Source organism: Alishewanella longhuensis (assembly GCF_014653435.1).
In the GTDB taxonomy this organism is placed as follows: Bacteria; Pseudomonadota; Gammaproteobacteria; order Enterobacterales; family Alteromonadaceae; genus Alishewanella; species Alishewanella longhuensis.
Genome location: NZ_BNAO01000004.1, coordinates 341,257 through 367,151 on the forward strand (window position 1 = coordinate 341,257; position 25,895 = coordinate 367,151).

The 25,895-nt window shown below is 48.4% G+C and carries 22 protein-coding genes and 1 pseudogene; 17 read left to right on the forward strand and 6 right to left on the reverse strand.

The window, feature by feature from the left end:
* Nucleotides 1-9: 9 nt before the first annotated feature.
* The 5 genes from pcaF (at nt 10) to IE163_RS10715 (ending at nt 6,453) form a co-directional block, all read left to right on the forward strand.
* Nucleotides 10-1,233 carry a 3-oxoadipyl-CoA thiolase gene (gene pcaF / locus IE163_RS10695; RefSeq protein WP_189432950.1) on the forward strand — a complete coding sequence of 408 codons (1,224 nt, stop codon included), beginning with the start codon at nt 10-12 and terminating at the stop codon, nt 1,231-1,233.
* The gene (gene pcaD / locus IE163_RS10700) at nt 1,223-2,002 is read left to right on the forward strand and encodes a 3-oxoadipate enol-lactonase (protein ID WP_189432951.1); all 780 of its coding nucleotides are present in this window, start codon (nt 1,223-1,225) and stop codon (nt 2,000-2,002) included. Before pcaF ends, pcaD begins: the two co-directional genes overlap by 11 nt.
* Nucleotides 2,003-2,537: 535 nt before the next feature.
* On the forward strand, nt 2,538-3,923 hold the full coding sequence (locus IE163_RS10705; RefSeq protein ID WP_189432952.1) for an MFS transporter: 1,386 nt from the start codon (nt 2,538-2,540) through the stop codon (nt 3,921-3,923).
* A gap of 3 nt (nt 3,924-3,926) precedes the next feature.
* Nucleotides 3,927-5,108, forward strand: a complete 1,182-nt coding sequence (locus tag IE163_RS10710) for a benzoate/H(+) symporter BenE family transporter (protein WP_008983210.1) — start codon at nt 3,927-3,929, stop codon at nt 5,106-5,108.
* Nucleotides 5,109-5,130: 22 nt separating this feature from the next.
* Nucleotides 5,131-6,453 (forward strand): OprD family outer membrane porin, encoded by a 1,323-nt coding sequence (locus tag IE163_RS10715; RefSeq protein ID WP_189432953.1) that lies wholly within the window; start codon nt 5,131-5,133, stop codon nt 6,451-6,453.
* A gap of 96 nt (nt 6,454-6,549) precedes the next feature.
* On the opposite strand, the gene IE163_RS10720 is transcribed toward IE163_RS10715, so the two are convergent.
* Nucleotides 6,550-7,125 carry a hypothetical protein gene (locus tag IE163_RS10720; RefSeq protein WP_229833527.1) on the reverse strand — a complete coding sequence of 192 codons (576 nt, stop codon included), beginning with the start codon at nt 7,123-7,125 and terminating at the stop codon, nt 6,550-6,552.
* A 299-nt stretch (nt 7,126-7,424) separates the two neighbouring features.
* Between IE163_RS10720 and IE163_RS10725 the strand changes: the two genes are divergently transcribed.
* Nucleotides 7,425-8,564, forward strand: coding sequence for a sensor histidine kinase (locus IE163_RS10725; protein ID WP_189432955.1), 1,140 nt, complete (start codon nt 7,425-7,427; stop codon nt 8,562-8,564).
* Nucleotides 8,557-9,207 (forward strand): response regulator, encoded by a 651-nt coding sequence (locus tag IE163_RS10730; protein WP_189432956.1) that lies wholly within the window; start codon nt 8,557-8,559, stop codon nt 9,205-9,207. Before IE163_RS10725 ends, IE163_RS10730 begins: the two co-directional genes overlap by 8 nt.
* Nucleotides 9,208-9,339: 132 nt before the next feature.
* On the opposite strand, the gene IE163_RS17820 is transcribed toward IE163_RS10730, so the two are convergent.
* Nucleotides 9,340-9,564 (reverse strand): hypothetical protein, encoded by a 225-nt coding sequence (locus IE163_RS17820; RefSeq protein ID WP_229833528.1) that lies wholly within the window; start codon nt 9,562-9,564, stop codon nt 9,340-9,342.
* A gap of 9 nt (nt 9,565-9,573) precedes the next feature.
* Nucleotides 9,574-10,358 (reverse strand): annotated as a pseudogene (locus IE163_RS17995) (divalent metal cation transporter).
* 194 nt (nt 10,359-10,552) lie between these two features.
* On the opposite strand from IE163_RS17995, the gene IE163_RS10740 reads away from it, so the two are divergent.
* On the forward strand, nt 10,553-12,520 hold the full coding sequence (locus IE163_RS10740; RefSeq protein ID WP_189432957.1) for a methyl-accepting chemotaxis protein: 1,968 nt from the start codon (nt 10,553-10,555) through the stop codon (nt 12,518-12,520).
* Between the two features lie 44 nt (nt 12,521-12,564).
* The gene (locus IE163_RS10745; RefSeq protein ID WP_189432958.1) at nt 12,565-14,655 is read left to right on the forward strand and encodes a putative bifunctional diguanylate cyclase/phosphodiesterase; all 2,091 of its coding nucleotides are present in this window, start codon (nt 12,565-12,567) and stop codon (nt 14,653-14,655) included.
* Between the two features lie 125 nt (nt 14,656-14,780).
* Here the strand turns inward: IE163_RS10745 and galE are convergent, their stop codons facing one another.
* Both galE and IE163_RS10755 read right to left on the reverse strand, forming a co-directional pair.
* Complete coding sequence (galE, locus tag IE163_RS10750) at nt 14,781-15,800, reverse strand: UDP-glucose 4-epimerase GalE (protein ID WP_189432959.1); 1,020 nt, start codon at nt 15,798-15,800, stop codon at nt 14,781-14,783.
* Between the two features lie 24 nt (nt 15,801-15,824).
* On the reverse strand, nt 15,825-16,124 hold the full coding sequence (locus IE163_RS10755) for a YciI family protein (RefSeq protein ID WP_189432960.1): 300 nt from the start codon (nt 16,122-16,124) through the stop codon (nt 15,825-15,827).
* Nucleotides 16,125-16,359: 235 nt separating this feature from the next.
* On the opposite strand from IE163_RS10755, the gene IE163_RS10760 reads away from it, so the two are divergent.
* Nucleotides 16,360-17,772: a sodium-dependent transporter gene (locus tag IE163_RS10760; protein ID WP_189432961.1), complete on the forward strand. Its 1,413-nt coding sequence runs from the start codon at nt 16,360-16,362 to the stop codon at nt 17,770-17,772.
* A gap of 108 nt (nt 17,773-17,880) precedes the next feature.
* On the opposite strand, the gene IE163_RS10765 is transcribed toward IE163_RS10760, so the two are convergent.
* Nucleotides 17,881-20,313 carry a flagellar hook-length control protein FliK gene (locus IE163_RS10765; protein ID WP_189432962.1) on the reverse strand — a complete coding sequence of 811 codons (2,433 nt, stop codon included), beginning with the start codon at nt 20,311-20,313 and terminating at the stop codon, nt 17,881-17,883.
* A 170-nt stretch (nt 20,314-20,483) separates the two neighbouring features.
* On the opposite strand from IE163_RS10765, the gene ccmA reads away from it, so the two are divergent.
* The 7 genes from ccmA to IE163_RS10800 are packed head-to-tail and all read left to right on the forward strand — an operon-like array spanning nt 20,484 to nt 25,872.
* Nucleotides 20,484-21,143 (forward strand): cytochrome c biogenesis heme-transporting ATPase CcmA, encoded by a 660-nt coding sequence (ccmA, locus tag IE163_RS10770; protein ID WP_229833530.1) that lies wholly within the window; start codon nt 20,484-20,486, stop codon nt 21,141-21,143.
* A complete protein-coding gene (gene ccmB, locus IE163_RS10775; RefSeq protein ID WP_189432964.1) occupies nt 21,137-21,802 on the forward strand; it encodes a heme exporter protein CcmB in 666 nt (221 codons plus the stop codon). The genes ccmA and ccmB overlap by 7 nt, the downstream gene beginning before the upstream one ends.
* A 1-nt stretch (nt 21,803) precedes the next feature.
* The gene (locus IE163_RS10780; protein WP_189432965.1) at nt 21,804-22,541 is read left to right on the forward strand and encodes a heme ABC transporter permease; all 738 of its coding nucleotides are present in this window, start codon (nt 21,804-21,806) and stop codon (nt 22,539-22,541) included.
* Nucleotides 22,538-22,834 carry a heme exporter protein CcmD gene (gene ccmD / locus IE163_RS10785; protein ID WP_189432966.1) on the forward strand — a complete coding sequence of 99 codons (297 nt, stop codon included), beginning with the start codon at nt 22,538-22,540 and terminating at the stop codon, nt 22,832-22,834. The genes IE163_RS10780 and ccmD overlap by 4 nt, the downstream gene beginning before the upstream one ends.
* Nucleotides 22,834-23,337 carry a cytochrome c maturation protein CcmE gene (gene ccmE / locus IE163_RS10790; RefSeq protein WP_189432967.1) on the forward strand — a complete coding sequence of 168 codons (504 nt, stop codon included), beginning with the start codon at nt 22,834-22,836 and terminating at the stop codon, nt 23,335-23,337. The genes ccmD and ccmE overlap by 1 nt, the downstream gene beginning before the upstream one ends.
* 2 nt (nt 23,338-23,339) lie before the next feature.
* Nucleotides 23,340-25,301 (forward strand): heme lyase CcmF/NrfE family subunit, encoded by a 1,962-nt coding sequence (locus IE163_RS10795; RefSeq protein ID WP_189432968.1) that lies wholly within the window; start codon nt 23,340-23,342, stop codon nt 25,299-25,301.
* The gene (locus IE163_RS10800; RefSeq protein WP_189432969.1) at nt 25,294-25,872 is read left to right on the forward strand and encodes a redoxin family protein; all 579 of its coding nucleotides are present in this window, start codon (nt 25,294-25,296) and stop codon (nt 25,870-25,872) included. Before IE163_RS10795 ends, IE163_RS10800 begins: the two co-directional genes overlap by 8 nt.
* The last annotated feature ends 23 nt before the right edge of the window (nt 25,873-25,895 follow it).

Here is a 25,895-nt window from a genome sequence, read left to right on the forward strand (position 1 = left end):
GAGCTAATAATGAGTGAAGTCTATATTTGTGATGCCATCCGGACGCCCTTTGGCCGTTTTGGTGGCGCCTTAGCTGCCGTACGCGCTGATGATTTGGCCGCGGTCCCGATTAAAGCCTTAATGGCCCGCCAGCCGCAGGTCAACTGGCAGGCAGTGGATGATGTGGTCTATGGCTGCGCCAATCAGGCCGGTGAAGATAACCGCAACGTAGCGCGAATGGCAGCCTTACTGGCCGGTTTGCCGGTCGAGGTGCCGGGTACTACAGTTAACCGGCTGTGCGGCTCCAGTCTGGATGCCATTGCTATTGCGGCCCGCGCTATTAAAAGTGGCGAGCAGCAATTATTGATTGCCGGCGGCGTAGAGAGTATGTCGCGGGCGCCCTTTGTGATGGGTAAAGCCGACAGCGCGTTTTCGCGCAATCAAAAAATTGAAGACACCACCATCGGCTGGCGCTTTATTAACCCGCTAATGGCAGAGCTGCATGGTGTCGATGCAATGCCCGCCACAGCCGAAAATGTCGCCGAAGATTTTAATATCAACCGCGCCGATCAGGATGCTTTTGCACTGCGCAGCCAACAGCGCGCCGCTGCTGCCCAACAGGCCGGTATTCTGGCGGCAGAAATTACGCCGGTATTGATCCCACAGCGTAAAGGCGAGCCGTTAGTCATAAACGAAGATGAACACCTACGCCCGGACACCACCTTAGCCGCCCTGCAAAAACTAAAGCCAGTGGTTAAAGCTGACGGTACAGTGACCGCCGGTAATGCCTCGGGTGTTAATGACGGCGCCTGTGCGCTGTTACTGGCCTCGGCAGAGGCAGTAAAAGCGCAGCAACTGACGCCGCGTGCCCGCATTTTAGGTACCGCCGTTGCGGGTGTCGCGCCGCGGATTATGGGCTTTGGCCCGGCACCTGCGGTGAAGAAAGTGCTGGCATTAACCGGGCTTAATTTGGCGCAAATGGATGTCATTGAACTAAACGAAGCCTTCGCGGCGCAGGCACTGGCAGTCACCCGCGACCTGGGTTTGGCTGATGACGAAGCCAGAGTCAACCCTAATGGCGGCGCTATCGCGCTCGGTCATCCACTCGGCGCATCCGGCGCGCGGCTGGTCATCAGCGCTTTACAGCAGCTGGAACGTAGCGGTGGTCTTTATGGTTTATGCACCATGTGTATCGGCGTCGGTCAGGGCATTGCCATGATTATCGAACGGCTGGAGGCGACAGATGTTCGTTAAAACCGACGATAAGGTCCAGCTGTACTACCAAACCGCAGGCGATCAGGCTAACCCGGCGCTGTTGTTATCCAACTCGCTGGGTACCCGCTGGCAAATGTGGCAGCCACAAATCGATGCCCTGACCAAATACTTTTATCTGATTAGCTATGACAGCCGCGGTCATGGCGAGTCGGATAAACCCGCCGGCCCCTATAGCCTGACGCGGCTGGGGCAGGACGCACTTTGCGTATTGGGCGCACTCGGCATTAAAAAGGCGCATTTTTGCGGCATTTCAATGGGTGGCTTAACCGGGCTATGGTTGGCGATCTATGCGCCGGAGCGTTTTATGCGGATTGCGGTAGCCAATACTGCGGCGAAAATCGGCAGCGCCGAGGGCTGGCAGAGCAGGGCAGCTACAGTGCGCGAGCAAGGCCTGATTGAGCTTGCAAAATCAGCACCACAGCGCTGGTTTACCCCGGGCTTTATTCGCAAGCATGCCGCCTTAGTTGAGCAGTTAACGGATACCTTAGCTGAGCAAGATAAGGAGGGTTATGCCGCCTGCTGCGATGCCCTGGCCGAGGCAGATTTACGCGCGGATCTGTCACGGATCCAGTTGCCGTTGTTAGTTATCGCCGGTAGCGCCGATCCGGTAACCACAGTGGCAGACGCCGAGGCGATTGTACAGGCTTGCCCCAGTGCCAGCCTGGTATCGTTAAAAGCCTCGCATATCTCCAATCTGGAACAACCCGCAGCCTTTAACCGGGCGCTAAGTCAGTTTTTGCGGGGCTAGTATCCAGCAGCAGGATAAGTGCATCCGGCGGCTAAACGCGCCGTACAACTTTCCTGGGGCACGCCGTGAACCCATCCCTGTAGGGTTACAAACTTCATCCTGAAGTTTGCCCTGGCCCGAAGGGTAAACTTCAGGATGAAGTTTATAACCCCCAGGGATGTATTTACGGCGTCTTTGCGTGCAATATCGGCTGTAAGCAGCCTGGCGGTTCGACTAAGCCAAACTAATCGAAGCCGAAAATGAGAATTACCGCCGGATGCTCCAGTCTCGGGGCAAAATCATGCGAGTCTACAAATTTATCTCTTTCTCGCTAAATCCCGAGCTGAAACCCTAAAATCCCGCCTGTTTTTCAAGCATATCCAAATCCGAATAGCAATAGTTTTCCATACTTTCTCGGTATAGTGACATACTGATTCGGTGTTGGATTATCACGCTATAAGCAGCGTATCTTCTGGGTAATGGTGAAAAATACACCATACCGATAGGGTTGCCTCGCCAGCCTATCCATCAACAGGAAGATAGAGAGAACACCGCAATGCCAAACACAACAATACACCCTGCCGGCAGTAACCGGCCCGACAACAGGCTCGATGTCAACCAAACCATCGACAACGCCCGCTTTAACCGCTTTCACTGGCGGGTACTGCTACTCTGTGCACTGATTATTATCTTCGACGGCTACGATCTGGTGATATACGGTGTCGTGCTGCCGGTACTGATGCAGGAATGGCAACTTACCCCAATGCAAGCCGGTGCCCTTGGCAGCTACGCATTGTTTGGCATGATGTTCGGCGCACTGTTTTTTGGTCCGCTGGCCGACAAAATTGGCCGCAAAAAAGCCATCGCCATCTGTGTGGTGCTATTTAGCGGCTTTACCTTTTTAAACGGCTTTGCCCGTGATGTGACTGAATTCGCCATTTGCCGCTTTATTGCTGGTTTAGGTATTGGCGGCGTGATGCCCAATGTGGTGGCGCTGATGAACGAATATGCGCCGAAGAAAATCCGCAGCACTCTGGTTGCTATTATGTTTAGCGGCTATTCGGTTGGTGGTATGTTGTCGGCTGGCCTCGGCATTTGGCTTTTGCCCAACTTTGGCTGGGAAGTTATGTTCTATCTTGCCGGCATTCCGCTGTTATTACTGCCGTTGATTATGCTGTTACTGCCTGAGTCGGTTGGCTTTTTAATTAAACGCGGCCGTCATAGCGAAGCGCGGCAAATGCTGCAAAAGGTAGAGCCGGCGTTGTCATTAACCACGCAATCCGAATTGCTTTTGGCCGACAATAAACCTGCTGGTAAACCGGTTAAAGAGCTATTTACCGACGGTCGTGCGCTGGGCACCCTGATGCTGTGGCTGGCGTTTTTCTGCTGCTTGCTGATGGTGTATGCGCTGGGTTCCTGGTTACCGAAGTTAATGGCTAATGCCGGCTATAGTCTGGGCTCCAGTTTAGCCTTCCTGCTGGTACTGAATTTTGGTGCCATCTTTGGTGCGGTCGGTGGCGGTGTACTGGGTGATAAACTAAATCTACCCAAGGTATTGGCGGTGTTTTTTGCTATTGCCGCGGTGTCTATTACCTTACTTGGCTTTAAACCACCGATGGTTGTGCTGTATTCACTGATTGCCATTGCCGGCGCCACCACCATTGGCAGTCAGATCCTGCTGTATGCCTGTGCCGCACAGTTCTATAACCTGAATATCCGTTCCACCGGTCTTGGCTGGGCGTCGGGAATTGGCCGTAACGGCGCCATAGTGGGTCCCTTGCTGGGCGGGTCTTTGCTGGCGATTAGCCTGCCATTGCAACTGAACTTTATGGCCTTTGCCGTACCCGGCGTGATTGCATCTGTGGCGATGTCGGTGTTTGTATTAAGCCAGCGCAGGGGCAAGGCAGCACCGGCTTTTGTCTTACAAAAACAACGGGTATAAGCAATGCGAACTCTACTGCGGGATAGCTCAGTATCAGCGTTGGTGGCCGGCTTAATTGCGACCTTGATTTCCTATGCCGGCCCTTTGTTGATTATTTTTCAGGTTGCCGCTGTGGCGGAGTTACCCGCAGCCCTGCTGAGCTCTTGGATCTGGGCCATCTCGATTGGCAGTGGTGTACTGGGCATTGCCCTCAGTTATTACTACAAGGTGCCGGTGATTATCGCCTGGTCGGCGCCCGGCTCAGCGCTGCTATTAACACTGTTACCGGGATTAAGTTATGCCGAAGCCGTTGGCGCTTATCTGATGACCGCGTTGTTGCTACTGCTGCTGGGGCTAACCGGTGCCTTTGACCGGCTGCTAAAGCTGTTACCGCCGGCCATTACGGCAGCTATGTTGTGTGGCATCTTACTGCAGTTTGGCATGGCGGTATTTGGGGTATTGCCGCAAAACCCGCTACTGGTCTTGTTAATGTTACTGGCTTATCTGCTGGGGCGGCGCTTTTTACCGCGTTACGCCATCGTGCTGGTATTACTGACCGGGCTAACCATAGCATTGTGGCAGGGGCAGGTCGATACCAAGCTGATCAGCTGGCAGTTAGCCACAGTGGTGTGGACTACGCCGGTATTTAGCCTGCAGGCTTTGCTTAATGTGTCGGTGCCGCTATTGCTGGTGGCACTAAGCGGCCAGTTTATGCCGGGTATGGCAGTGCTACGACAAGCCGGTTACCCACTGGCCGCCAGCCCGCTGTTAACCCATAGTGCGCTGGGCAGTGCAGCGCTGGCGCCCTTTGGTTGTCATGGTTTAAACCTGGCCGCCATTACTGCGGCGATCTGCACTGGCAAAGATGCGCATCCGGATCCGGCCAGGCGCTATATCGCCGGTATCAGTGGTGGTGTGGCGTATCTGCTGCTGGGGATCTTTGGCGGCACCCTGGTGGCACTGTTTAGTGCTTTTCCCAGGGCTTTTATTGCGGCCTTAGCGGGGCTGGCGCTGTTTGGTGCTATTGCCGGCGCCTTGCACTCTGCCATGGCAGAGCCCAAAACCCGCGAAGCCGCCCTGATTACCTTGCTACTTACCAGCTCGGGCGTCAGCTTATTCGGTCTGGCTGCCGCCTTTTGGGGCCTAACCGCCGGCTTACTGACCCATGTTGTACTTACTTATAAACAGAACGAACTAACACCCTAATACTTTTTCGACAGGATTTTTTATGCGCAATGATATGTGTGGCGGCTTCCTGCGGCCTGAATTTAGCAAAACAAACCGCTCTAAAGCAGCTAAGTCTTTATCTTATATCGTTTTTAGTCTTGCAGCTGTTATTGCCAATGCCGCACAGGCTGATGGGGAAATCACCCCACTGTGGCAGGAGAGCAAGCTTGATTTACAGCTAAGAAACTACTATTTCTCGCGTGAGTTTAGCGATCTTAAAAGTCCGGGGCCACGGCGCGCAACCGAATGGGCACAAGGGGCGGTGGCAAGCTTTAAATCCGGCTATAGTGCGACGCCGCTGCAGGTCGGTTTTGACGTGCATGCCTTCGCCGGCGTTAAGCTCGACAGCAGTCGCAGCAAAATTAACAGCGGTTTACTGGCATTGGACGACGATGGCACTGCCGCCGACAGCTACGGCCGGCTGGCCGGTACGCTAAAACTAAAGGCCGGCGGCACTGAGTTAAGAGTAGGGGAGTTGCTGCCGAATTTGCCGGTATTAACCTATAGCGATATCCGGTTATTACCGCCAACCTATCAGGGCGCCAGTTTGCATTCTGTGCTGAGCAGCAAGCTAACATTACAGGCTGGCTATCTGGAAAGTACTAGTCTGCGAAACCGCGCCGGGCGCGATAAATTACAGGCTATGCTGGGGCATGTGCCGCAGCGCCAGGTCAGCAGCGACAGCTTTCGCTATCTTGGCGCTGATTATCAGTTAACGGCGAACAGCCAGTGGCGGCTTTGGTATGCGCAGCTGGAAGATCTCTATCAGCAAGCCTATCTTAACTGGCAGCAGCAGTTGGCAGTGACTAAACAGCTGCAATTTAAGGCGAATATTGGCTTTTTTTCCGCGCAAGAACACGGCCGGGCGTTGTTAAACCAACTGGACAACCAGGCACTGTACGCGCTGTTTTCGTTACAGCAGGGCGCCCATACCGGCTATATCGGCTATCAGCAAATGCGCGGCGACAGCGCCTTCCCTCGGGTATTTGCCAATGTCAGTATTTTGGGCAACGAAGTACCAACCTTTGAATTTGCCTCGGCCGGTGAGCGCTCCTGGCAACTGCGCTACGATACAGACTTTAGCTTTTTCGGGCTGCCCGGCTTCAGTAGCACCCTGCGTTATATCAAAAGTCATGGTGCCAAAGTTGGCATGATAACCGATGGTGCAGCCTTTGAGCGGGATTTGGATTTGGCCTATAGCATTCAGCACGGTACTTTAAAAGGCTTCAGCTTGCGTCTGCGCAACGTCACCGCCCGCGCCAACTACCGTACCGACATCGACGAAAACCGACTGATCTTGAATTACAACTTCACTTTCAACTAACCTCTATTATCCACACAACTCCGGTACCGGCCAGAGCTCGGACCTCCGGCCGGTACCGGAGTTGTGTGGGTATGTTAATGATTTATCCACAATAAGTTAGGGGGCAACTCGAAATTTGCGTTCAAAGTACTTCTTAAATAACGTTATTGCCAATACCCCTATAATGGGCGCGATTAGCCAACTGACTATTTGCCAGTGCCCGGTTAATATCCCAGCTAGCATCCTTCTACCGCCTGCGGCAAAAAATGCGGTATAAAGTGCGATACCGCTGGCAATCATCGAGCTGAAGTGCTCAATAATCCATTGCCGCTGAGCTAGCTTTGTTTGCCAGGTATAACGCCAAATACTTATAGCAGTCACGATCCCTACAGTAGAAAAAACCATAAAGAGCACAGTACCGCTTTTCCAGCCCGACCAAAGCATGTAGCAACTACCGAGCAACAGCAGCAGAACCGGTAATTGCAGTTGCCAACACTTAAGTTGCTGCAAAGCAGATTTCGCTTGTAAGACAGCATAGGCATGGCGAACGGTAACCCAGGTAAGAACACTGAGCAGCAATAGAAAAGAGGAAAAATGTCGTCTTACGCGGGCAAAGTGTTCCTGTTTATCCGCAGGTAGGGGGTTACCGCTGGTATAGACCGCAATAGGATCGATCAGTACCAAGATACTCATAATAGCGCCAGAGGCTGCGATAAAAAGCATCATCTTATAATAGAGACGACCGCTGACATTATGTATTTTGCTACCTTTCTTGCTTACAATTGGCAGCCAAAACAGCAGCAGACATATTGCCCCCAGTAGAATGTGTACGTAAAGTAAAGTGGAATGTATGGTTGACATGACAAAGCCTCCATTGTTTGCAGCCTGCAGTGTAATGAAGGTTTGGAGGCGATACAGGTGCCAGAAGTCAGCATGTTAAAACATGACTTTTGGCCTATTGCAGTTATTAGTTAAACGCAGATAATACGTTAATGAAGCTACGTTTCCCTCTTGAGACCCTAGCTGGTGTTTTAACCTGGCTGTTGGTGTCGGCGCTAACCTTACTTATCCTGCAGCGTTTACCGGGTGAACAACCTATTGTGCTGGTTACGTTACTTCTGTTGCTCTATGGCATCGGCTTTATCTTACTCACGCAAGAACATCATAGTTGTGGCCTGAGCGGACGCTATGGTCGTTATTTGTTATGGTTAACATTACTGTGTGCTTTTTCATTGTTAGTGATACTACCGCCGAGGCAGTTTGATTATCTTTCCATTCTAACCATTATCTGGGTCTGTTTATTACCGCATAGTATGTCGCAGCGTCGGGCACTGTTGTTAAGTGCAGTAATCGTGGTGAGTTGGTTTAGTTTACAGGCTTACTTAGAACAACGCAGTTTGTGGATCACCGCTAGCTTATATGGTGCATTTCACCTCTTTGCGGTGATAATGCAAAGTGCTATTACTGCTGAACAACAGGCTAAACAGGCGTTGGCCGCGAAAAATCTGGAGCTACAAAGCGCCCAGCAACTGTTATTAGCGGCATCGCGCCAAAATGAGCGCATGCGTATTGCCCGAGATTTGCACGATTTACTGGGACACCATCTAACGGCACTCACCATTCAGCTGCAGATTGCCTGCTATCATACAGAGGGAGAGGCCAAGCAGCAGGTAGAGCAAAGTTTGCAATTGGCCAGGTTATTGCTGTCTGATGTGCGTGAGGTCGTAAGTTCAATGCGTGAACATTCTGATCTTAATTTGCAGCAACTGTTAAAGCCGCTGCTAGCAAGTTTACCCAAACCGTTACAGGTGGAGTTGGATATTCCAGCCGAGTTAAGCCTCTCCGGTGTTCTACCAGCCCAGCATATATTGATGCTGGTGCGGGAAGCCATCAGTAATACCTTAAAGCACGCCAGGGCCACTAAACTTTGTATCAGTGCAAGGGTAGATCAGCAGCACGTAGTGCTCACTATCACAGATAATGGCCAGGTGGTAAGTAATTGGCAATCGGGAAATGGTCTAACGGGTATGCAAGAGCGTTTAGCTGAATGCGGTGGCAGTTTACAAGTAAGTGATCATACTGGTGCTATGCGTTTAGAGCTGCGCTTACCGCAGGAGCATGTCCGTGTTTAAAGTATTGCTGGTAGATGATCAAAAATTAATTCGTGAGGGTATTCGTAGTTTATTAGCGATATCGGGCAAAGTTCAGGTAGTGGCTGACGCTGCCGATGGTACCAGTGTTGTGGCGCTTTGTCAGGTTCATCGACCAGACGTAATTTTGCTCGATCTCTCTATGCCAATAATGGATGGCATTGAAACCTTACAGGCTTTGCAACAAGCCGCCATAAGCACACCCGTTTTAGTGTTAACAACGTTCGATGAGCATGATTTAGTATTGCAAAGTATCCAAACTGGCGCTAAGGGCTTTTTGCTAAAAGATGTGTCGCTGGACACACTGGTATCGGCCATTGCTGCCTTGGCCAGCGGTGGTAGCTTTTTTCATCCTAATATAACTGAGCGCTTACTTACTCAGGTGCGAAAACAACCAAAAACTGCTTTTAGTAAACCGGTAGCTTTTGAAGCGTTAACCGATAAAGAGCTTGAAATATTGCAGTTGATGGCAGCAGGTTACAGTAATAAAGAGATTGCCAGCGCCTTGTCTAAATCTGAAGGTACGGTAAAAAATCAGTGTTCCACCATTCTCAGTAAATTGGGGGTTCGCGACCGCACACGTGCTGTGTTGTTGGCATTGGAGCAGGGATTAATTATTTCATAAGAATTGTTTTGCTGGTTGGTTGCAACTGACTGTAGAGCAGCCAAACTAGCGGGTAGCCGAAAAATTATCCACAAGACTCCGGTACTGGCCGGAGGTCTGAGCTTTGGCCGGTACCGGAGTCTTGTGGATAAGTTAGTTGAAGGCGAGGTAGAGGGGGCGGCCGCTTAGCATTAAGGTAACCGCGAATACGGCGAGGCCGAGCAGATTGTGCCGATATTGGCCGAGGTTAGGCGCGTTGACCGCCAATAGCGAGCATAGGGTAATAATCGGCAGTAGAATGCCGTTGGCAACCTGCGCGAACCAGATCACGCTTAACGGTTTCAAAGCGAGGCTGGACACGACGACCCCAATTGACATTACTAACAGCTAGGTCAGCCGAAACTGCGTTGCGTTAAGCGTCAACAGTCCCTGCAGTGCATAGGCTGCTGCCAGCGGTGCTGTTAGCGCCAAAGATAACCCTGCCGCCAGTAATCCCAGCGCCATTAGATAGCGGGCGCCACGATCAAATAGAGGCTCCAACGACAACGCCAGCTCACCCGCATTGTTTAAACTGAGCCCTTTACCGAAAAATGCCGTTGCCGCGATTGAGATTATGGCTAGAGTAATCAAAGTTCCCAGCGGAATTGCGGTACGTAAATCGGCTGCTGACTCGCCCAGCGCCTCTGTCTTATCCGTTGTTCGCCATTTTGTGCTGCACTGGCCGCGTGTGAAAACAGCGAATAAGGCACCACCGTGGTACCAATCAGAGCAATAATGGTTAAGGTTGCACCGTCTGGCAGCGTCGGTACAATGGTTAAGGTTGCACCGTCTGGCAGCGTCGGTACAAAGAGTCCTCGCAGCATGGCACCCAAGTCAGGCCGGGTCAGCAGCATACTACTGATAAATGCCAGGCTCATCAGCAGAACTAAGCCAATTAGCCAGTGCTCAACTCGCTGATAGTTACCCTGCCATAGGATAGCGGAGGCGATAAAGCCCAGCAATAGCGCCCAGGGATTCAAAGCTGTCCGCTTTGCCAGTGCACGTCGCCAGGCGGTATCGCCCCAGATGGCCTCGGCACCAAGGCTGGCATCAGTTAAATTGCTGCCCTGATAAGCGCTATTACCGACGACAATAGCACCAATCACCAGTAGCGCAAGCAGCGTTTTAAGCACATGAATAAAGTTTATATTTTGGTTACTGCTAAGCGTCTTCAAAGGGCTCTGACATGAAGGTTTAACTTCAAGCTTATGATTTTTATGAATAATAAAAAATATTAAATTTTTCTAATTTTTTTTGACCAGAAAACTAAATCGCTACGTAGACATAGAAGCGTAAACAAACGCAGACAATATTGGAGAATAGCGCCATGTCTAGTTTAAGCCAGTTAGTGTTGAATTTAAGTGTCAAAAGAAAGTTGCTCAGCGGTTTTGCGGTAGTGCTGGCAATTTTATTAACCATCAGCACGCTGAGCTTTCAAGCTCTGAGTGCGTTAAGTGAACGTTTTACCTTACTGAACAATGTGAAAAGTATTAGTTTGTTAATCTCCGACGCCAGACAGCAAGAGAAAAATTTTATTCTGCGTGGAGATGCGCGCTACATCGATGAGGCAGTTGCCTTAGTTGACCAGAGTTTAGGCCTTGCCGGAGCTGCCATAGCGGATTTTAGCACCCCTGAGAGTGTGTTGCTTATGCAAACCTTGCAGCAACAGGCCAGAAATTATCAACAAGAACTGCGAAATTATCAGCGACTAGAGCAAGAGAATCAGAGTCGCCAACAACAGATGGAAGCACAGGCGTACGCTGCCATCAGAAGCTTTAACCAGTTGGAACAGGATTTCCGGGCCAAGGCTACTGCTGCTATCGAACGTCAGGGAAATTCAGAAAGTATTAACGCTTTGCGCTACTCTCAGCTAGCTTCCGATGCCAATAGAGCCTTAATGGAAGCCCGGCGGCTAGAACGCAATTTTATCATCAGTAAAGATAACGCCGTGTATCAGGCACTGTTGGCGCAGTTAACTGTGTTGGAGCAAATTGTGCCGCAATTACAGCAGAGTAGCACTGAAACCGAAGTTCAGCAGTTGTTGACCGAGATTAACCAACAACTTAATGCTTATCGTGCCGAGTTTAGTCGCTTTCGTCAGCTCAGTGTTCAGCTGGAAGCCTCTGAGCAACAGCTAACAGAGCAGGCGCGTGCTGTGGTATCCGATGCAGATAGCTCGTTGGAACGACAACTTGAGCGTTTAGCCAGTGAAGAGCAACAACTTAAAGCGGTACTGATGTTTTCTAGCGTTTTGGCCTTGATATTGGGGATAACCGCTGCACTTATCATTACCCGAATGATTGTTAAACCTCTACAGCAAGTTGTTGAAGTTGCAGATAAAATCGCGGATGGTGACTTAACTGCAGATTTACATTCAGTTCGCACCGATGAGTTAGGGCAGTTAATGCAGGCAATGCAACGTATGACGTTGAGCTTGCGACAGCTGATTTTACGTTTATCCAGCGGCATTACCCAGCTCGCCAGTTCGACCGAAGAAATGGCGGTGATTTCGCAACAAACCAGTACCGGAGTTGCCCAACAAAAAATGGAAACTATGCAGGTAGCAACGGCGATGAACGAAATGACGGCGACTGTGCAGGACGTTGCTCGCAGTGCAGAAGAGGCGTCAACTGCTGCAACGCATTCAGCTGAGCAGGCTGAATTTAGTAACCGGGTACTGGATCGCACTATGACAGGTATTAAGAGCCTGGCGCAGGAGGTGAGTGAATCGGCTAACGCTATTTCGGCCTTACAAGAAGAGGCTGCCAGCATAGGCGAAATTGTTAGTGTTATATCGGGTATTACTGAGCAAACTAACTTGCTGGCACTTAATGCAGCTATAGAAGCCGCACGTGCTGGCGAAGCTGGCAGGGGGTTTTCGGTGGTTGCGGATGAGGTTAGGCAGCTGGCAAATCGGGCACAACAATCCACCACAAAAATCAGTGAAGTGATAAAACGTTTACAGCAAAAAACTGAGCAGGCGGTGCTGGCAATGCAAGCCAACGCGGGGATGGCTAACGATGTCTTCAAATCGACTGACGATGCGACGGCTGCGATTGAGCAAATTATCAGTAATATTAGAAATATTCAGGCAATGAATCAGCAAATTGCTGCAGCTGCACTGCAGCAAAGCACTGTGGCTGAGGAGATAAATCGCAGCCTCACCAATATTCAAGTGGTGACAGAGCAATCTTCGGTCGCAATTGAAGAAACCGCGAAAACCAGCAGTGCGCTCAGTCAGCTAGGACTGGAACAACAGCAACTGGCTAATCAGTTCCGTTTATCTGCAGCTTGATTGTGTCGGCAGTCGATGCCGACTCGTAGCGCCTGGAGGGTGCAATGTTAGAAAAGAATTCTAAGTTAACACCCGGGGCTTTTTACCAATTTCAGGTAGATAGCCAAGGTAGCTATACCTTAACTGCAATGAGTGAGATGATTGAAACCTTACTCGGTTTCAGCGCCTGCCTACTAAAAATGCAACCGGCTTTATTATTTGAGCGGATGCATCCGCAAGATGTGCTGCGGGTGAAGCGTGAGACAGAAAAATCTGCGGCGCAGCTGACAGTTTTTCACAGTCAGTACCGTTTTCAGCATGCAGCTGGACATTGGGTATGGTTGGCTGCGCAGTCTGAGCCAACTCTTTTTGCAGATGGTGTTCGCTGGCATGGTTTTATCTACGATATCAGCGAACAAAAACAGATTGAGCGGCGATTGAAACGTGCAATGCTGGATGGTCAGTTGTTGTTGGATCATATGATGGATGCAGTCATCACAGCTGATCAACGCGGCATAATTCAAACCTTTAATCCGGCTGCACAGCGTTTGTTTGGGTATACCAAGGCCGAAGTGCTTGGTAAGAATATCGCCATGTTGATGCCGCATACTCATGCTAGCCGTCATGATCACTACCTTGCCGCTTATGATAAAAGTAAGATCCCAAAAGTTGTTGGTAATAGCCGGAAACTGGAAGCAAAACATCGCGATGGCAGTTTAATCAGTATTGAACTGCGCGTATCAGACGTATTAAGGCAAGATGGTAGAACCTACTTAGCAGTGATCCGGGATTTGCGAGAGCAACAGCAAGCGGGTGATCTAAAGCGCTTACGTTACCTGGATCCGTTAACTAACTTGCCAGACAGATATAGCCTGCTGATTGAGCTGCAATCAACACTAGATGCCTTCTGGCCGGAAACAACACAATATGCGTTGTTGTTAATTGATATTAGAAACTTTAAGAAAATCAATGATTGGCTAACGCATCAACATGGTGATGAATTATTGCGGCAGGTGGCTGGTCGTTTAAAACAAATCATACCTTATCAGCGCTTTTTAGCGCGTACCGGGGCTGATGAGTTTGCTTTTATTATCAGCCGGGAGCAACCCTCGGTAGAAGAGTTTAGTCAGTACTGTGATGCCATTGTCACTGCTCTGCTGCAGCAAATGAAACAACCTTTTGTCGTGTTTGAGCGTGAAGTGCCTCTTGCTGTGAATATTGGGTTAGCGACTTTGGAGTTAGGAATGAAACCTGAATCCTGGTTAAAAGCCTGTGAGTTGGCGTTAGATCATGCCAAATTATATGAAACTGCTGATTACATCTTTTTTTCACCTGAGCTGGCACAAAAAACCTTGGGTAAGTCACAGTTGGAGCTGGAGTTGCAGCAGGCTTTGGCAGAACAGCAATTAAAGCTATTTCTACAAGCTAAGTTTGATAGTGAAAAGCATTTACAAGGTGCCGAGGTATTATTACGCTGGCAGCATCCTACTCGTGGCTGGGTCTCTCCAGCGGAATTTATCCCTTTGGCAGAAGAGTCTGAGCTGATTGTACAAATTGGTGCCTGGGTGCTCGAGCAAGCCTGCATCTTATTGCGTGACTGGCAGCAAACGGAACAAACAGCTGAACTGGATCTGGCGGTAAACATTAGCAGCAGGCAATTCAGTGAGCAGCAGTTCGTTGTAAAAACCTTGCAAATGATTGAACGTTATCAGGTTAATCCGCAGCGTCTGCATTTGGAGCTAACGGAAAGCTTGCTAATTAATAACGCGGATGACGTGGTTGAAAAAATGATGTTGTTAAACAGTAAGGGGATCACCTTTTCACTGGACGACTTTGGTACAGGGTATTCTTCGCTCAGTTATTTAAAACGCTTACCGTTGCAGGTTTTGAAGATTGATCGTAGTTTTGTTAGAGAGATGCATAGCAACCCAAATGATCAGGTGTTGGCGAAAACTATAGTATCTATGGCGCACAGCCTCGGCTTGGGTGTAATTGCCGAAGGTGTTGAAGACGAGAGACAATTTAGTTTATTAAAAAATATGGGGTGTGGTGGTTTTCAAGGCTTTTATTTACATAAACCGGCAGCAGTGTCAGACTTTACCAAGCAGCTAATCGGCGCATCAGCTGCTTGGCATTGTCAACATATCTATGCTTAGTAACAACGCTTCTTTTCGATCGGTACCGCGGTATATTGGGTTATCAGACGTAAACCTTATCCACAGCACTCCGGTACCACCTAATAAGTCAACTTATCCACAGCCCGTCAATGTCACCTGATAAATTAGCTTTTGTAGCCATTAGGATTTTGGCTTTGCCAGTGCCAGGTATCTTGCACCATATCTGCCAAGGTTTTTTCGGTTTGCCAACCCAGTAACTGTTTGGCTTTAGTTGGCTCGGCGTAGCAACTGGCTATATCGCCTGGCCGCCGCGGGGCGATTTTATAAGGCACGGCTACCTGGTTTCTTGCACTGAACGCTTTCACCATATCCAGTACGCTGTAGCCAACACCTGTACCTAAGTTAATTGCTTCAATGCCCTGATGCTGCTGTAAATACTCCAGTGCCTTGAGATGTCCTTTCGCCAGATCGGCCACATGAATATAGTCGCGCACCCCTGTACCATCTGGGGTGGGGTAATCATTACCAAACACCGATAGCTGTTCACGTTTACCTACAGCAACCTGTGCAATAAATGGCAGTAAATTATTGGGGATACCATTGGGATCTTCGCCAATCAGGCCGCTTATATCAGCGCCAACCGGATTGAAGTAGCGTAGCAAGGCAACAGACCAATCCGGCTCCGCTTTAACAAGGTCCTCTAAAATAAGCTCAATCATTAGCTTACTTTGACCATAAGGGTTCGTAGCAGAGCGAGGCGCACTTTCTTTTATCGGCACTTCTTTGGCATCGCCGTAAACGGTAGCGGATGAGCTAAAAACGAGTTTTTTTACATTAAAATGGCGCATTACCCGACAGAGGGTTATGGTACCAGCCACGTTATTGTCGTAGTAATGTAAAGGCAATTGAGTCGATTCGCCTACCGCCTTTAACCCGGCGAAGTGTATTACCGCACTAATTGTATATTGACTAAACACTGCGGTTAATGCCGCTTGATCGCGGATATCACCGGTAATGGTAACAATTTTTTCGCCCGATAACTGCTCAACACGCTTTAGTGCCTCATCTGAACTATTACTGTAGTTATCAAAGCTAATAACTTTATAGCCGGCACGCACTAAACAGAGTGCAGTATGGCTACCGATATAGCCAGCGCCGCCTGTTAGTAAAATGTAATTGCTCATTGCTGCAATCCCTTGGACATGTAATTAAGGTAGCACTTTTTTGTAAGGTTTGACGGTGGCTTTTACATAGACACCGGCTTGCCAGTAAGGATCAGCTGCGGCCCAGGCTTCGGCATCAGTCAAAGAGGGAAACTCAGCAATCACTAGAGAACCGGTAAAACCGGCTTCACCAGGCGCTTCTGAGTCAATCGCGGGTAATGGGCCTGCGGCAAATAAACGCTGTTCATTTTTTAGCTGTTCTAGCCTGGCCAGGTGAGCAGGGCGGGCTGCCAACCGTTTTTCCAGACTATTGGCCGCATCTTCTGCATAAATCATATATAACATGTTAAAAACTCACCTTAAAAAATAAGCCAGAACCTTAGCAGATTTGCGGTTTAAAACCAATTGCTGCGAGTAACAATTGAGGTCGGGCTAGGATTTCTCAACACAGGCTGTTAGCATGCAGCTGACAACAATAAATTATAACTATAACAATTACCCAAACTGCCTTGTGAAAGCTTATATGAGTGAACACTGCGGCTAGCAAGGGTATATCACTATATCCAGGAGTCACGCAGTTATGAAACGTGAACAATTTAGCTCCAGCTTAGGTTTTATCCTGGCTGCAGCAGGTTCCGCCGTTGGTATTGGTAATCTGGTCGCCTTTCCGGTTATGGCCAGTAAAAATGGTGGGGCGGCTTTTCTAATTATGTACGCCTTTTTTGTATTCTTTATTTGCTTACCTGTGATGTTAGCCGAGATGAGTCTGGGCCGGCATACCCGGCAAAACCCCTTAGGTGCCTATACACAAATTGGTCAAAGTCGGGCCTGGCGTACTGTTGGCTGGTTGTCGGTGCTCACCCCTTTTATGATTGGGGTGTTTTATCTGGTGATTACCGTGTGGATTGCCGGCTATTTGGGGAAGGCGCTGATGGGGCAGCTTGATCAACTGGCTGATCCCGCAGGTTTTGATGTCTTTATCAATAGTAACGAACTCTTTATTTACATGGGTTTTGTCGTAGCTCTAACCTTTTTGATTTTACAAGGTGGTGTGAAGAAAGGTATTGAAAAGGCCACTACGGTCTTAATGCCAACCTTGTTTATCATGTTGATTGCCTTGGTTATTTATGTGTTGACCTTGGATAACGCTATGCTCGGCGTAAAATTCTTTTTAATTCCTGATTTTACCAAGCTTACCGGTGAAGTGTTGAATGGTGCTTTAGCTCAGGCGTTTTTCTCTTTGTCACTGGCTATGGGGATTTTGATCACTTACGGCTCTTATATTCAAAAACACGACAATATTGTCTCAGCCGGTAAGACGGTAGCGGGTTTGTCGTTGTTAGTTGCTTGTTGCTCAGGCTTATTGATTCTGCCTGCCGTCTTTTCCTTTAACCCGGATATCGAAATTGCTGAGTTATCTGAATCCAGTATTGGTATGATCTTTATGTTTTTACCAAAAATCTTTTTGGCACTGCAAGCCGATATTGGCTACTTTGGCGCTTCTTTTATTGCAGCTTTCTTTTTCCTGTTAGTGTTTTTTGCTGCGATGACCTCGTTAGTGTCTATTATTGAAGTGCCTGTCGCCAGTGTAATGGATGGTAAAGGCGTGAGTAGACGTAAGGCACTCTACATTTTGGGCAGCGCTATGGTCGTTTTAGCCATCATATCTGCCTTATCGTTCGGCCGCGTTGATGCGCTTACCAATTTGCTTAGTTACGGCGGGGCTGATAAATCGTTCTTCGCGATTATTTACGATATGTTTTATGAAACCATATTACCGTTAAACGGCTTCTTATTGTGCCTATTTGTTATTTACCGTTGGAAGAAGCACAATCTTATTGCAGAAATCAGCGATGGCAATCAAACCTTTGCTGGCTCGGTGCTGCAAAAGTACATGAACCTCTCGTTAGGCATCTTTATTCCGGTAATTTTAGCCATAATTTTTGTTAATACCGTTTCTACCATCTATTTTGGTAAAAACTTATTATTCTAACTTACTAACACAACTCCGGTACCGGGTATAACTTATCCACACAACTCCGGTACATGTGGATAAACTGGTTAGACCGGTACCGGAGTTGTGTGGATAAATGTGTAGAGATCAGGCTTTGGTTGAGATTAAGCTGGTGCGGCGGTTGCCAAGGGTATCCGGGATTTTGCCAAGTTGGCATTGTGCTGTGCTTACGTTTAAGCCTTGAGCGGTGCAGCGTTCGGTAAGCAGCGGCAAGAATTTTTCGGCTTGGCGTAGTGCTAATGGTTCGTCAGTGTAAAACTGTAATTGCACATCGCTATTATTGAGTTTCGCCACCGCCATTAGCTGTCCATAGCGGCCTAAGTCGAATTTCATTGTCAGTTGCCAATATTTTTGTTGCTCCGCTTTTTCTTTGTTTTCAGCCTCTCGTTGCTCAATTAAAATTTGGCTTAAGCGGCTTTCTTGCTGTTGTTGCAGTGCCAATGGGATTAACCATTGCTGGCCGATGCTGGCTGTGTCGGCATTTTGTAACTGGGCCAGCTGCAAGGCACTGCTGTGGCTGCCTAGAGCACGTAAGAGCTGACTACTTTGCTGCTGATCTAATTGCGCGATATTTTGCGCTAAGCGTTGTGCGGTGGTTTCTTTGCCAGCATGCAGCGGCTGTCTTAATAAATGCCCGAGTAATAACTGAATCGCAACGGCCAAGGTACCTGCGGCTGTGCCCAGATTAGGTTGAGCTTGTAGCGGTTGAAACTGTAACGCGGCTTGAAGCTGCTCTTGCACTTGTGGCACTGATAATATTTTAGCATTGTCAGGTTGCGCCTGGCGCACCAACAATAGCAATTGTTGCACAGCTTGAGGCATCTCCGGCATGTTACGCAGCGTTGCCGGGCTAATCTCAAGTAATGGTAAAAGCTGGCGCCAGGCAGAGGTGCTAGGTGCCAGTTGGTGGGCAGAACTCGTTTTAGAGTCTGCAAGCATATTACTAAGAGGCAAAGGCTTTAAAAAATCACTACTGGGTAATCGCAGTTTTTGCTCACTGGCTACGGGTTGAATGCTCAACTGCCAGTCATTGTTTTTTACCGTTGTACGGCCAATATTTTCTGTAGGAGCCACCAGGTTCAAATGTAGTGCTTTTACCTCGGATAGTGGTATTTTTAGCGGTTCATTTGCTAGTTGTGTTACCGACTCTCCGCGCTGTAACCGTTGTTGTAACAAGGCTAACTGTTTAGGGTCCTGCAATAGCTCTGCCTGTGCTTTGGTTAGTGCAACAGTTTGAGGTAACGCTGTTAAAATTTTGATTTCTAGCTCCACCATACCTGGCTGGGGCATGCTAAAACGCATTTGTAGCGGTATATCAAGAGGTATAGATTGCAGAGCTGCTGGCGAGTTGAGCGCAAGCTTCAGTGGACCTTGCGCAGTTTGGACAATCAATTGTGACTGTTGCTGGCTAAGCTGTTGTAGTTTAGCAAAGTACAGTATCGAGGGTTGCAGTTTTACAGCTGCTGGGTCTGTTGTTGGGCTGTGAATATTTAACATTTTTTCCAAATTAACTGCTTTCATTGCATCCTCTTTCAAGCTGGTTATAGCACCTTTTAACAGACTGAAAACAGATACTGTCTTAGAGCTTGCCGGCTGCGCGCTCTTTTCTGTTAATTCTCTTGTAACAGCAATATTGGGTTGCAGCGTAATCTTTGTGTCAGTGCTTTTAGCCTCTTGGTGTTTTCCTTCAATATTTTTTGCTTCAGGGCCAAGTAGGGTTAACTTTGTTGCCAGCATATCCGGTGTCAATTGAACATCAGGTAAAGCTTTAAGAGGTTGCACAAGCAATACAGCGCTTGCCTGAGGCAGTTGAGTGTGAGCTAAATGCTGGATCAAGGGGGTTAATAACGTTTGCAGTACCGAGCGCTGAGTGCTGTTAAGCACGAAAGTGGTATCACCCAACTGTAAGATAGGTGTGTTGCTGAGTAGTTGCTGTTGTAGTGCAACTTGTTGTTGAGGTTGAAGCAATAACTGCTGCAAAGCAGGACTTAGCTTTTGCAGAATATCAGACTGACTGAACTGAGTAATTAAAGTTGCAAAGGAAGAAACTTGCCCGCCAGCTTGCTGGGCAACTGATAAGATATGTAGCTGTGCATATGAAGTAGGGATCTTTAGGTTAAAGGTTTCACCTGCTAAATGCCGTATCATTTCACCTTGCGCAAAATGCTTTGCCAATTGCTGCAGATGCGTAGGGTTTGTTAGCCATTGTGCTTGTGCCTGGCTTAGTGCTATCGCTTGCGGTTGACCTTGCCATTGCATCACTTTAACATTCACAGCGTTATTGGGTGCCGCGCTAAAGCTCAGTTGCAGAGGCATATTTGTTGGTAATGCTGCTGGTGCCTGTAATTTTACTTGTTGCATGCCTTGCGGTTGTTGCAAAAATAAAATGGCGCTGTCAGCTGCTTGTGCTACCAGTCTGGCATTATAGGGAGTATTGGCTAGCAAAGGCTGCAACGCGCCAGGTGAATTGGCAACTAGCTGATTAAGTGTTGGCAGAGAACCAGGCTGTAAAGGTTGCATCTAAAGCGAAACACTCCTGTTTAAAAACATCACTAGTGTCAGTATAGCTTGCCGACAATTCCCGCAAACAGCTGATCTGGATCACGCTGCTTACGCGGTTCTGATTCTTAATCGGCCTGCATTATGCTACTATGCGCGCAATTTTGTCCGTCGTCGATAGTCAGAGGCCTGTGAATATAGCACAATCCACCTTTGCTGTTACTGCACCAGTGTTGTTAAGCGCGCAAGGACTAAGTTGCGTAAAACAAGACCGGGTGTTGTTTGAACAGCTATCGTTACAATTAAAGCCGGGCGAGCTTTTGCAAATTAAAGGCAAAAACGGTGCCGGTAAAAGCTCGTTATTACGTATTTTAGCCGGTTTAGCGCGACCGGACGAAGGCGAGCTAGCCTATCTTACCCAACCGCTTAGTACTCAATTGGCTGACTATGCGGCAAATCTGTGTTTTATTGGCCATCAAAGCGGTATCCACGAACAACTTACTGCCTTAGAGAATATGCAGTTTTGGCGGGCAGCCGCAGAGCTCAGAGCGGTAGACGATTATGCCTTACTAGCTGCTCTGGGCCTGGCAGGCCTTGAGGATATTCCTTGTAAAATGCTCTCAGCCGGCCAGCAGCGCCGGGTGTCTTTAGCGCGGCTTTGGGCCACCAATGCGCAAATTTGGATCTTAGATGAGCCTTTTACCGCCTTAGATCAAAGTGCTATCAGTAGTTTACAGCAGCACTTTATCCAACATTTAACCCAGGGGGGAGCCATTATTCTGACTACTCACCAACCGCTGACGTTAGACTATCACGCGCTACATGCCCTGGAGATCCAGTACCGATGGTAAAGTTTGGGGTTTTTCTAAAGCGCGAACTGCGGCTGCTGGCGCGGCAAAAATCTGACTGGCTAAACCCGGTACTATTTTTTGTAATAGTGCTTACCCTTTTCCCGCTAGGGGTTGGGCCAGAGCCCAATATGCTGCGTATAATAGCGCCAGGAATAGTCTGGATAGCGGCATTGCTCAGTGTGCTGCTGGCGGCAGAGCGGTTGTTTAAAGATGATTACCGTAATGGTGTTATTGAGCAGTTAGTTGCTGCGCGCCATACGCTGTTAGCCTTTGTGTTGGCGAAGATTGCCAGTAATTGGTTGAGCACTGGCTTACCCTTGATATTGTTGGCGCCGGTGGTTGCTTTACTGTTTAATATGGAATTGCCAGCGCTACAAGCGATGACATTAACATTAATCTTAGGCACGCCAGTGTTGAGTTTATTGAGTGTGCTGGGGGCGGCTATTACGGTTTCGGCCGATAAAGGCGGCATTTTACTGGCACTACTAATTCTACCGCTGTATATTCCGCTGTTAATTTTTGCCAGTGCTGCTATTGAGGCTGCGAGCATGGGGCTGGAATACCGTGGGCAGCTGGCAGTTTTACTAGCTATTGTATTGTTTTCATTAGCATTGGTGCCTATGGCGGTGTGCAGTGCTTTAAAGATAAATGTGAGCTGATATGTTTAAGTGGTTAGATCCTTTAGCAAAACCGGAAACGCTATTTCACTTTTGCGGCAAATTGACACCTTGGTTAATGGGCTCTGCTATTTTTACCATGTTGCTGGGTAATATCTGGGGGTTAGGTTTCACGCCAACGGATTACCAGCAAGGCGATAGCTATCGTATTATCCACATTCATGTGCCGTCCGCTATTATGTCGATGGGCGCTTATATGGCGATGGCCATTGCCGCCTTTACGGCCTTAGTTTGGCAAATAAAGACTGCACAGTGGGCTGTTCTCGCCATTGCACCTATAGGTGCCGTTTATACGGCTATTGCCTTATTAACCGGTATGGCATGGGGTAAACCCATGTGGGGTGCCTGGTGGGTGTGGGATGCACGCTTAACCTCCCAGCTTATTTTATTATTTTTATACTTTGGGGTTATGGCACTGCATGGTGCCTTTTCTGATCGGCAAACCGGTGCCAAAGTGGCCAGCTTACTTGCCGTTATTGGTGTAATTAATCTGCCAATTATCCATTTCTCGGTAGAGTGGTGGAATACCCTGCATCAGGGCGCCACCATTACTAAGTTCGGTAAGCCTTCTATTGATCCCAGCATGTTATGGCCGTTGTTAATCAGTTTGTTAGCTTACAAGCTGCTGTTAGCGGCGTTAGCTTGTTATCGTTTACGTACTGCAATCTTAGAGAATGAGCAGCATCGGCCTTGGGTTAAACAATGGGTAGCTAAACAATGAATGGAACATTAACTGTGTTTTTTCAATCACTTTTTAGCGGTAATATAGAGTTACCTCAGAAACTTTTTGGTATTTTTACCTTCTATTTTGCCAGCTTTTCCGATCTTTTAGCCATGGCCAGTAACGGCATTAGCTACAGCTTTTTTGTTTGGCTGTCGTTTGGTTTAACGTATTTATTGTTAAGTGTGTTACTTGGCTGGAGTCTCTATCAGCAACGGCAGTTTAAACAGCAGATGGCTGCTAAACTGGCCCGGGAGCAACGAGTTAAGCAGTATCAGGAGCAACAGACCTAATGCAACCAAGACGTAAAAAACGCCTGTTTTCAATGTTATTAGTGATTAGCCTTATTGCCGGTGCCGTTGGCGCTATGCTGTTCGCTTTACAGCAAAATATTAATTTATTTTATACCCCGGGCCAGTTAGTACAGGGGTTAGGGGAAGGTAAAATTAAACCTGATGTAGGCCAGCGTTTGCGTTTAGGCGGTATGGTGGTGCCGGGGTCGGTGTCACGGGATGCAACCAGTTTAAAAGTTAGTTTTGATTTAACCGATGACTCTGGTGAGATAGCAACGGTTGAATTTGAAGGTATCTTGCCGGATCTGTTTCGTGAAGGGCAGGGTATAGTGGCGCAAGGTATTTTGAAAAGTGCCAATGTGCTCGCAGCCACTGAAGTATTGGCTAAGCACGATGAAGAGTATTTACCGCCGGAGGTTGCCGAAGCGGTAAAAGGTATTCGTCATGTACCGCCGAGTCAGCTGCAACAACAAAACCGCCCACAAAGCAATTACGGAGGCTAAGCATGATCCCTGAATTGGGTCAGCTGGCGCTGACGTTCGCCTTAGCTTTTTCTATTATTCTGGCAATAGTGCCATTAATGGGCAGCTTTACTGCCAATGAACGCGCTCTGTTGGTGGCCAAGCCGCTGGCCATGGGCATGTTCGTATTTACCTTGTTGGCTTTTTGTGCCCTAAGCTGGGCTTTCTACCACGACGACTTTACCGTGTTAAATGTGGCGAATAACTCCAGCTCGGTATTGCCCTGGTACTTTAAACTCACTGCGGTTTGGGGCTCGCATGAAGGCTCCATGTTAATGTGGGTAATGATTTTAGCGGCATGGACTGCCTTAGTTGGGCAATATTCTAAAGGTTTACCCTTACTGATGCAGGGCCGTATCCTCGGCGTGATGGGCTTAATTAATATTGGTTTTATTGCCTTTTCGTTGTTTATGTCCAACCCCTTTGAACGCACCTTGCCCTTTTTCCCGGTTGAAGGCAGCGATTTAAATCCGTTATTACAAGATTACGGCATGATTATCCACCCGCCACTGCTTTACATGGGCTATGTGGGGTTTGCAGTCTCTTTTGCTTTTGCTATCGCGGCCTTAATTGGTGGTAAATTTGATAGTACCTGGGCGCGTTGGGCCAGACCCTGGACCTTGGCTGCCTGGTTATTTTTAACCTTAGGTATTATGCTGGGCAGCTGGTGGGCTTATAAAGAATTAGGCTGGGGCGGCTGGTGGTTTTGGGATCCGGTAGAAAATGCTTCCTTTATGCCTTGGTTAGTGGGTACCGCATTAATCCATAGTTTGGCGGTAACCGAAAAACGCGGCACCTTTAAATCTTGGACAGTATTACTTGCGCTTGGCGCCTTTTCGCTAAGCTTACTAGGTGCCTTTTTAGTGCGCTCTGGTGTTTTAGTCTCGGTTCACTCTTTTGCGGCTGATCCTGAGCGTGGCGTGTTCTTATTAATCTTCTTATTGATTGTGATTGGTGGCTCTTTGTTATTGTATGCCAGCCGCATGCATTCAGTACGCAGTCAGGCACGCTATGAGATTTTCTCACGCGAAGTCATGCTCTGGGGCAACAACGTGTTCTTATTAACCGCCACCCTAGTGGTATTGCTGGGGACTTTATTCCCGTTAGTGCACAAAGAGCTGGGTTTAGGTTCGATCTCTATTGGTGAACCGTTTTTTAACCAGATGTTTTACTACTTAAATATTCCTTTTGCCTTGTTACTCGGTTTAGGGCCTTGGGTGCGCTGGAAGCAGCAAAAAGCGGCACCTTTGTTAAAACCGATGGCGCTAATTGCGGTGTTTAGTTTAATTCTGGCATTAGGCACTATGGCAGCAACTCAGACTGTGGCAGCGAATCTGGCACTATTAGGGCTACTACTTGGTGCCTGGGTCGGGGTTTCCGCCATTATGGAAGTCTATCAGCGGTTACAACAGTTTGGCTCGATAACACAGGGCGTGGCTAAGCTCCAGGCTTCGCATTACGGCATGACCATTGCGCATATCGGTTTTGCGGTGATGATCGTTGGTATTGCTATGACGCTTACCTACAGCGAAGAGCGTGATGTACGGATGGAGATTGGTGATCGGGTTGTACTTGCTGGTTATGAGTTTGAACTGCAAGACGTATACAAGCTAAACGGCCCTAACTATGGCGGTGAAGCGGCAGAAATTGATGTGCGGCGTGTTGATGGCCGTTATGTTACCCATCTGCATGCCGAAAAGCGCGAATACACTATTCAGCGCATGGTGATGACAGAAGCCGCTATTCACGCCCGTTTAAGCCGTGATCTTTATGTGTCTTTAGGTGAAGCGCTGCCTGGCAACGCCTGGGCTATCCGTGTATATGTTAAGCCGTTTGTTCGCTGGATTTGGCTAGGTGGCTTGCTTATGTCACTTGGCGCCTTAATCGCGCTACTGGATAAGCGCTATCGCCGCAAAACAACAACAGGTGGTGCGGCTTATGCGTAAAACCTTATTTTATGTACCGCTGGTTTTGTTTTTAGGCCTTTCGCTGTTTTTGCTGAGCGGGTTGTTTTCAGACCCGCGCGAGCGTGATGCGGTGATGGTGGGTAAACCATTGCCCGCCTTTAGCCTGCCGGATTTAATGAACCCGGAGCAAGTCTGGTCACCGGAAACACTCAAGGGTGAAGCCTTTCTGCTGAATGTGTGGGGTATTTGGTGTCCGACCTGTAATGCTGAACTAGGCTATATGAGCCAATTGCGTAATGAGCAGGGCGTGCGGATTATCGGTCTTTACTATGTGCTACCGGAAGATCCGATGTTTGGCGAAGTGTTTGATTTAGCTAAGCTACAGGTAGATGTGCAAAGCCGTTTGCAGGCGTTTGGCGATCCCTACCAGTTTAATATTTTGGATCGGCAGCGGCGTTTATCTATGGATTTAGGCGTCAGTGGTGCACCAGAGCATTTTATTGTTGATGCGAAGGGTATAGTGCGCGCTCATCATATTGGTGATATTAATCCGCAAGTTTGGCGTGCTAAGTTAGCGCCGATTTACCAGCAATGGGCAGGTAAACCATGAAATATGTCGCCAGGTTATTATGC

Coding starts and splice junctions, on each gene's coding strand:
- pcaF (WP_189432950.1), top strand. CDS start 10: ATGAGTGAAGTCTATATTTGTGATGCCATCCGGACGCCCTTTGGCCGT.
- pcaD (WP_189432951.1), top strand. CDS start 1,223: ATGTTCGTTAAAACCGACGATAAGGTCCAGCTGTACTACCAAACCGCA.
- IE163_RS10705 (WP_189432952.1), top strand. CDS start 2,538: ATGCCAAACACAACAATACACCCTGCCGGCAGTAACCGGCCCGACAAC.
- IE163_RS10710 (WP_008983210.1), top strand. CDS start 3,927: ATGCGAACTCTACTGCGGGATAGCTCAGTATCAGCGTTGGTGGCCGGC.
- IE163_RS10715 (WP_189432953.1), top strand. CDS start 5,131: ATGCGCAATGATATGTGTGGCGGCTTCCTGCGGCCTGAATTTAGCAAA.
- IE163_RS10720 (WP_229833527.1), bottom strand. CDS start 7,125: ATGAGTATCTTGGTACTGATCGATCCTATTGCGGTCTATACCAGCGGT.
- IE163_RS10725 (WP_189432955.1), top strand. CDS start 7,425: ATGAAGCTACGTTTCCCTCTTGAGACCCTAGCTGGTGTTTTAACCTGG.
- IE163_RS17820 (WP_229833528.1), bottom strand. CDS start 9,564: ATGTCAATTGGGGTCGTCGTGTCCAGCCTCGCTTTGAAACCGTTAAGC.
- IE163_RS10740 (WP_189432957.1), top strand. CDS start 10,553: ATGTCTAGTTTAAGCCAGTTAGTGTTGAATTTAAGTGTCAAAAGAAAG.
- IE163_RS10745 (WP_189432958.1), top strand. CDS start 12,565: ATGTTAGAAAAGAATTCTAAGTTAACACCCGGGGCTTTTTACCAATTT.
- galE (WP_189432959.1), bottom strand. CDS start 15,800: ATGAGCAATTACATTTTACTAACAGGCGGCGCTGGCTATATCGGTAGC.
- IE163_RS10755 (WP_189432960.1), bottom strand. CDS start 16,124: ATGTTATATATGATTTATGCAGAAGATGCGGCCAATAGTCTGGAAAAA.
- IE163_RS10760 (WP_189432961.1), top strand. CDS start 16,360: ATGAAACGTGAACAATTTAGCTCCAGCTTAGGTTTTATCCTGGCTGCA.
- IE163_RS10765 (WP_189432962.1), bottom strand. CDS start 20,313: ATGCAACCTTTACAGCCTGGTTCTCTGCCAACACTTAATCAGCTAGTT.
- ccmB (WP_189432964.1), top strand. CDS start 21,137: ATGGTAAAGTTTGGGGTTTTTCTAAAGCGCGAACTGCGGCTGCTGGCG.
- IE163_RS10780 (WP_189432965.1), top strand. CDS start 21,804: ATGTTTAAGTGGTTAGATCCTTTAGCAAAACCGGAAACGCTATTTCAC.
- ccmD (WP_189432966.1), top strand. CDS start 22,538: ATGAATGGAACATTAACTGTGTTTTTTCAATCACTTTTTAGCGGTAAT.
- ccmE (WP_189432967.1), top strand. CDS start 22,834: ATGCAACCAAGACGTAAAAAACGCCTGTTTTCAATGTTATTAGTGATT.
- IE163_RS10795 (WP_189432968.1), top strand. CDS start 23,340: ATGATCCCTGAATTGGGTCAGCTGGCGCTGACGTTCGCCTTAGCTTTT.
- IE163_RS10800 (WP_189432969.1), top strand. CDS start 25,294: ATGCGTAAAACCTTATTTTATGTACCGCTGGTTTTGTTTTTAGGCCTT.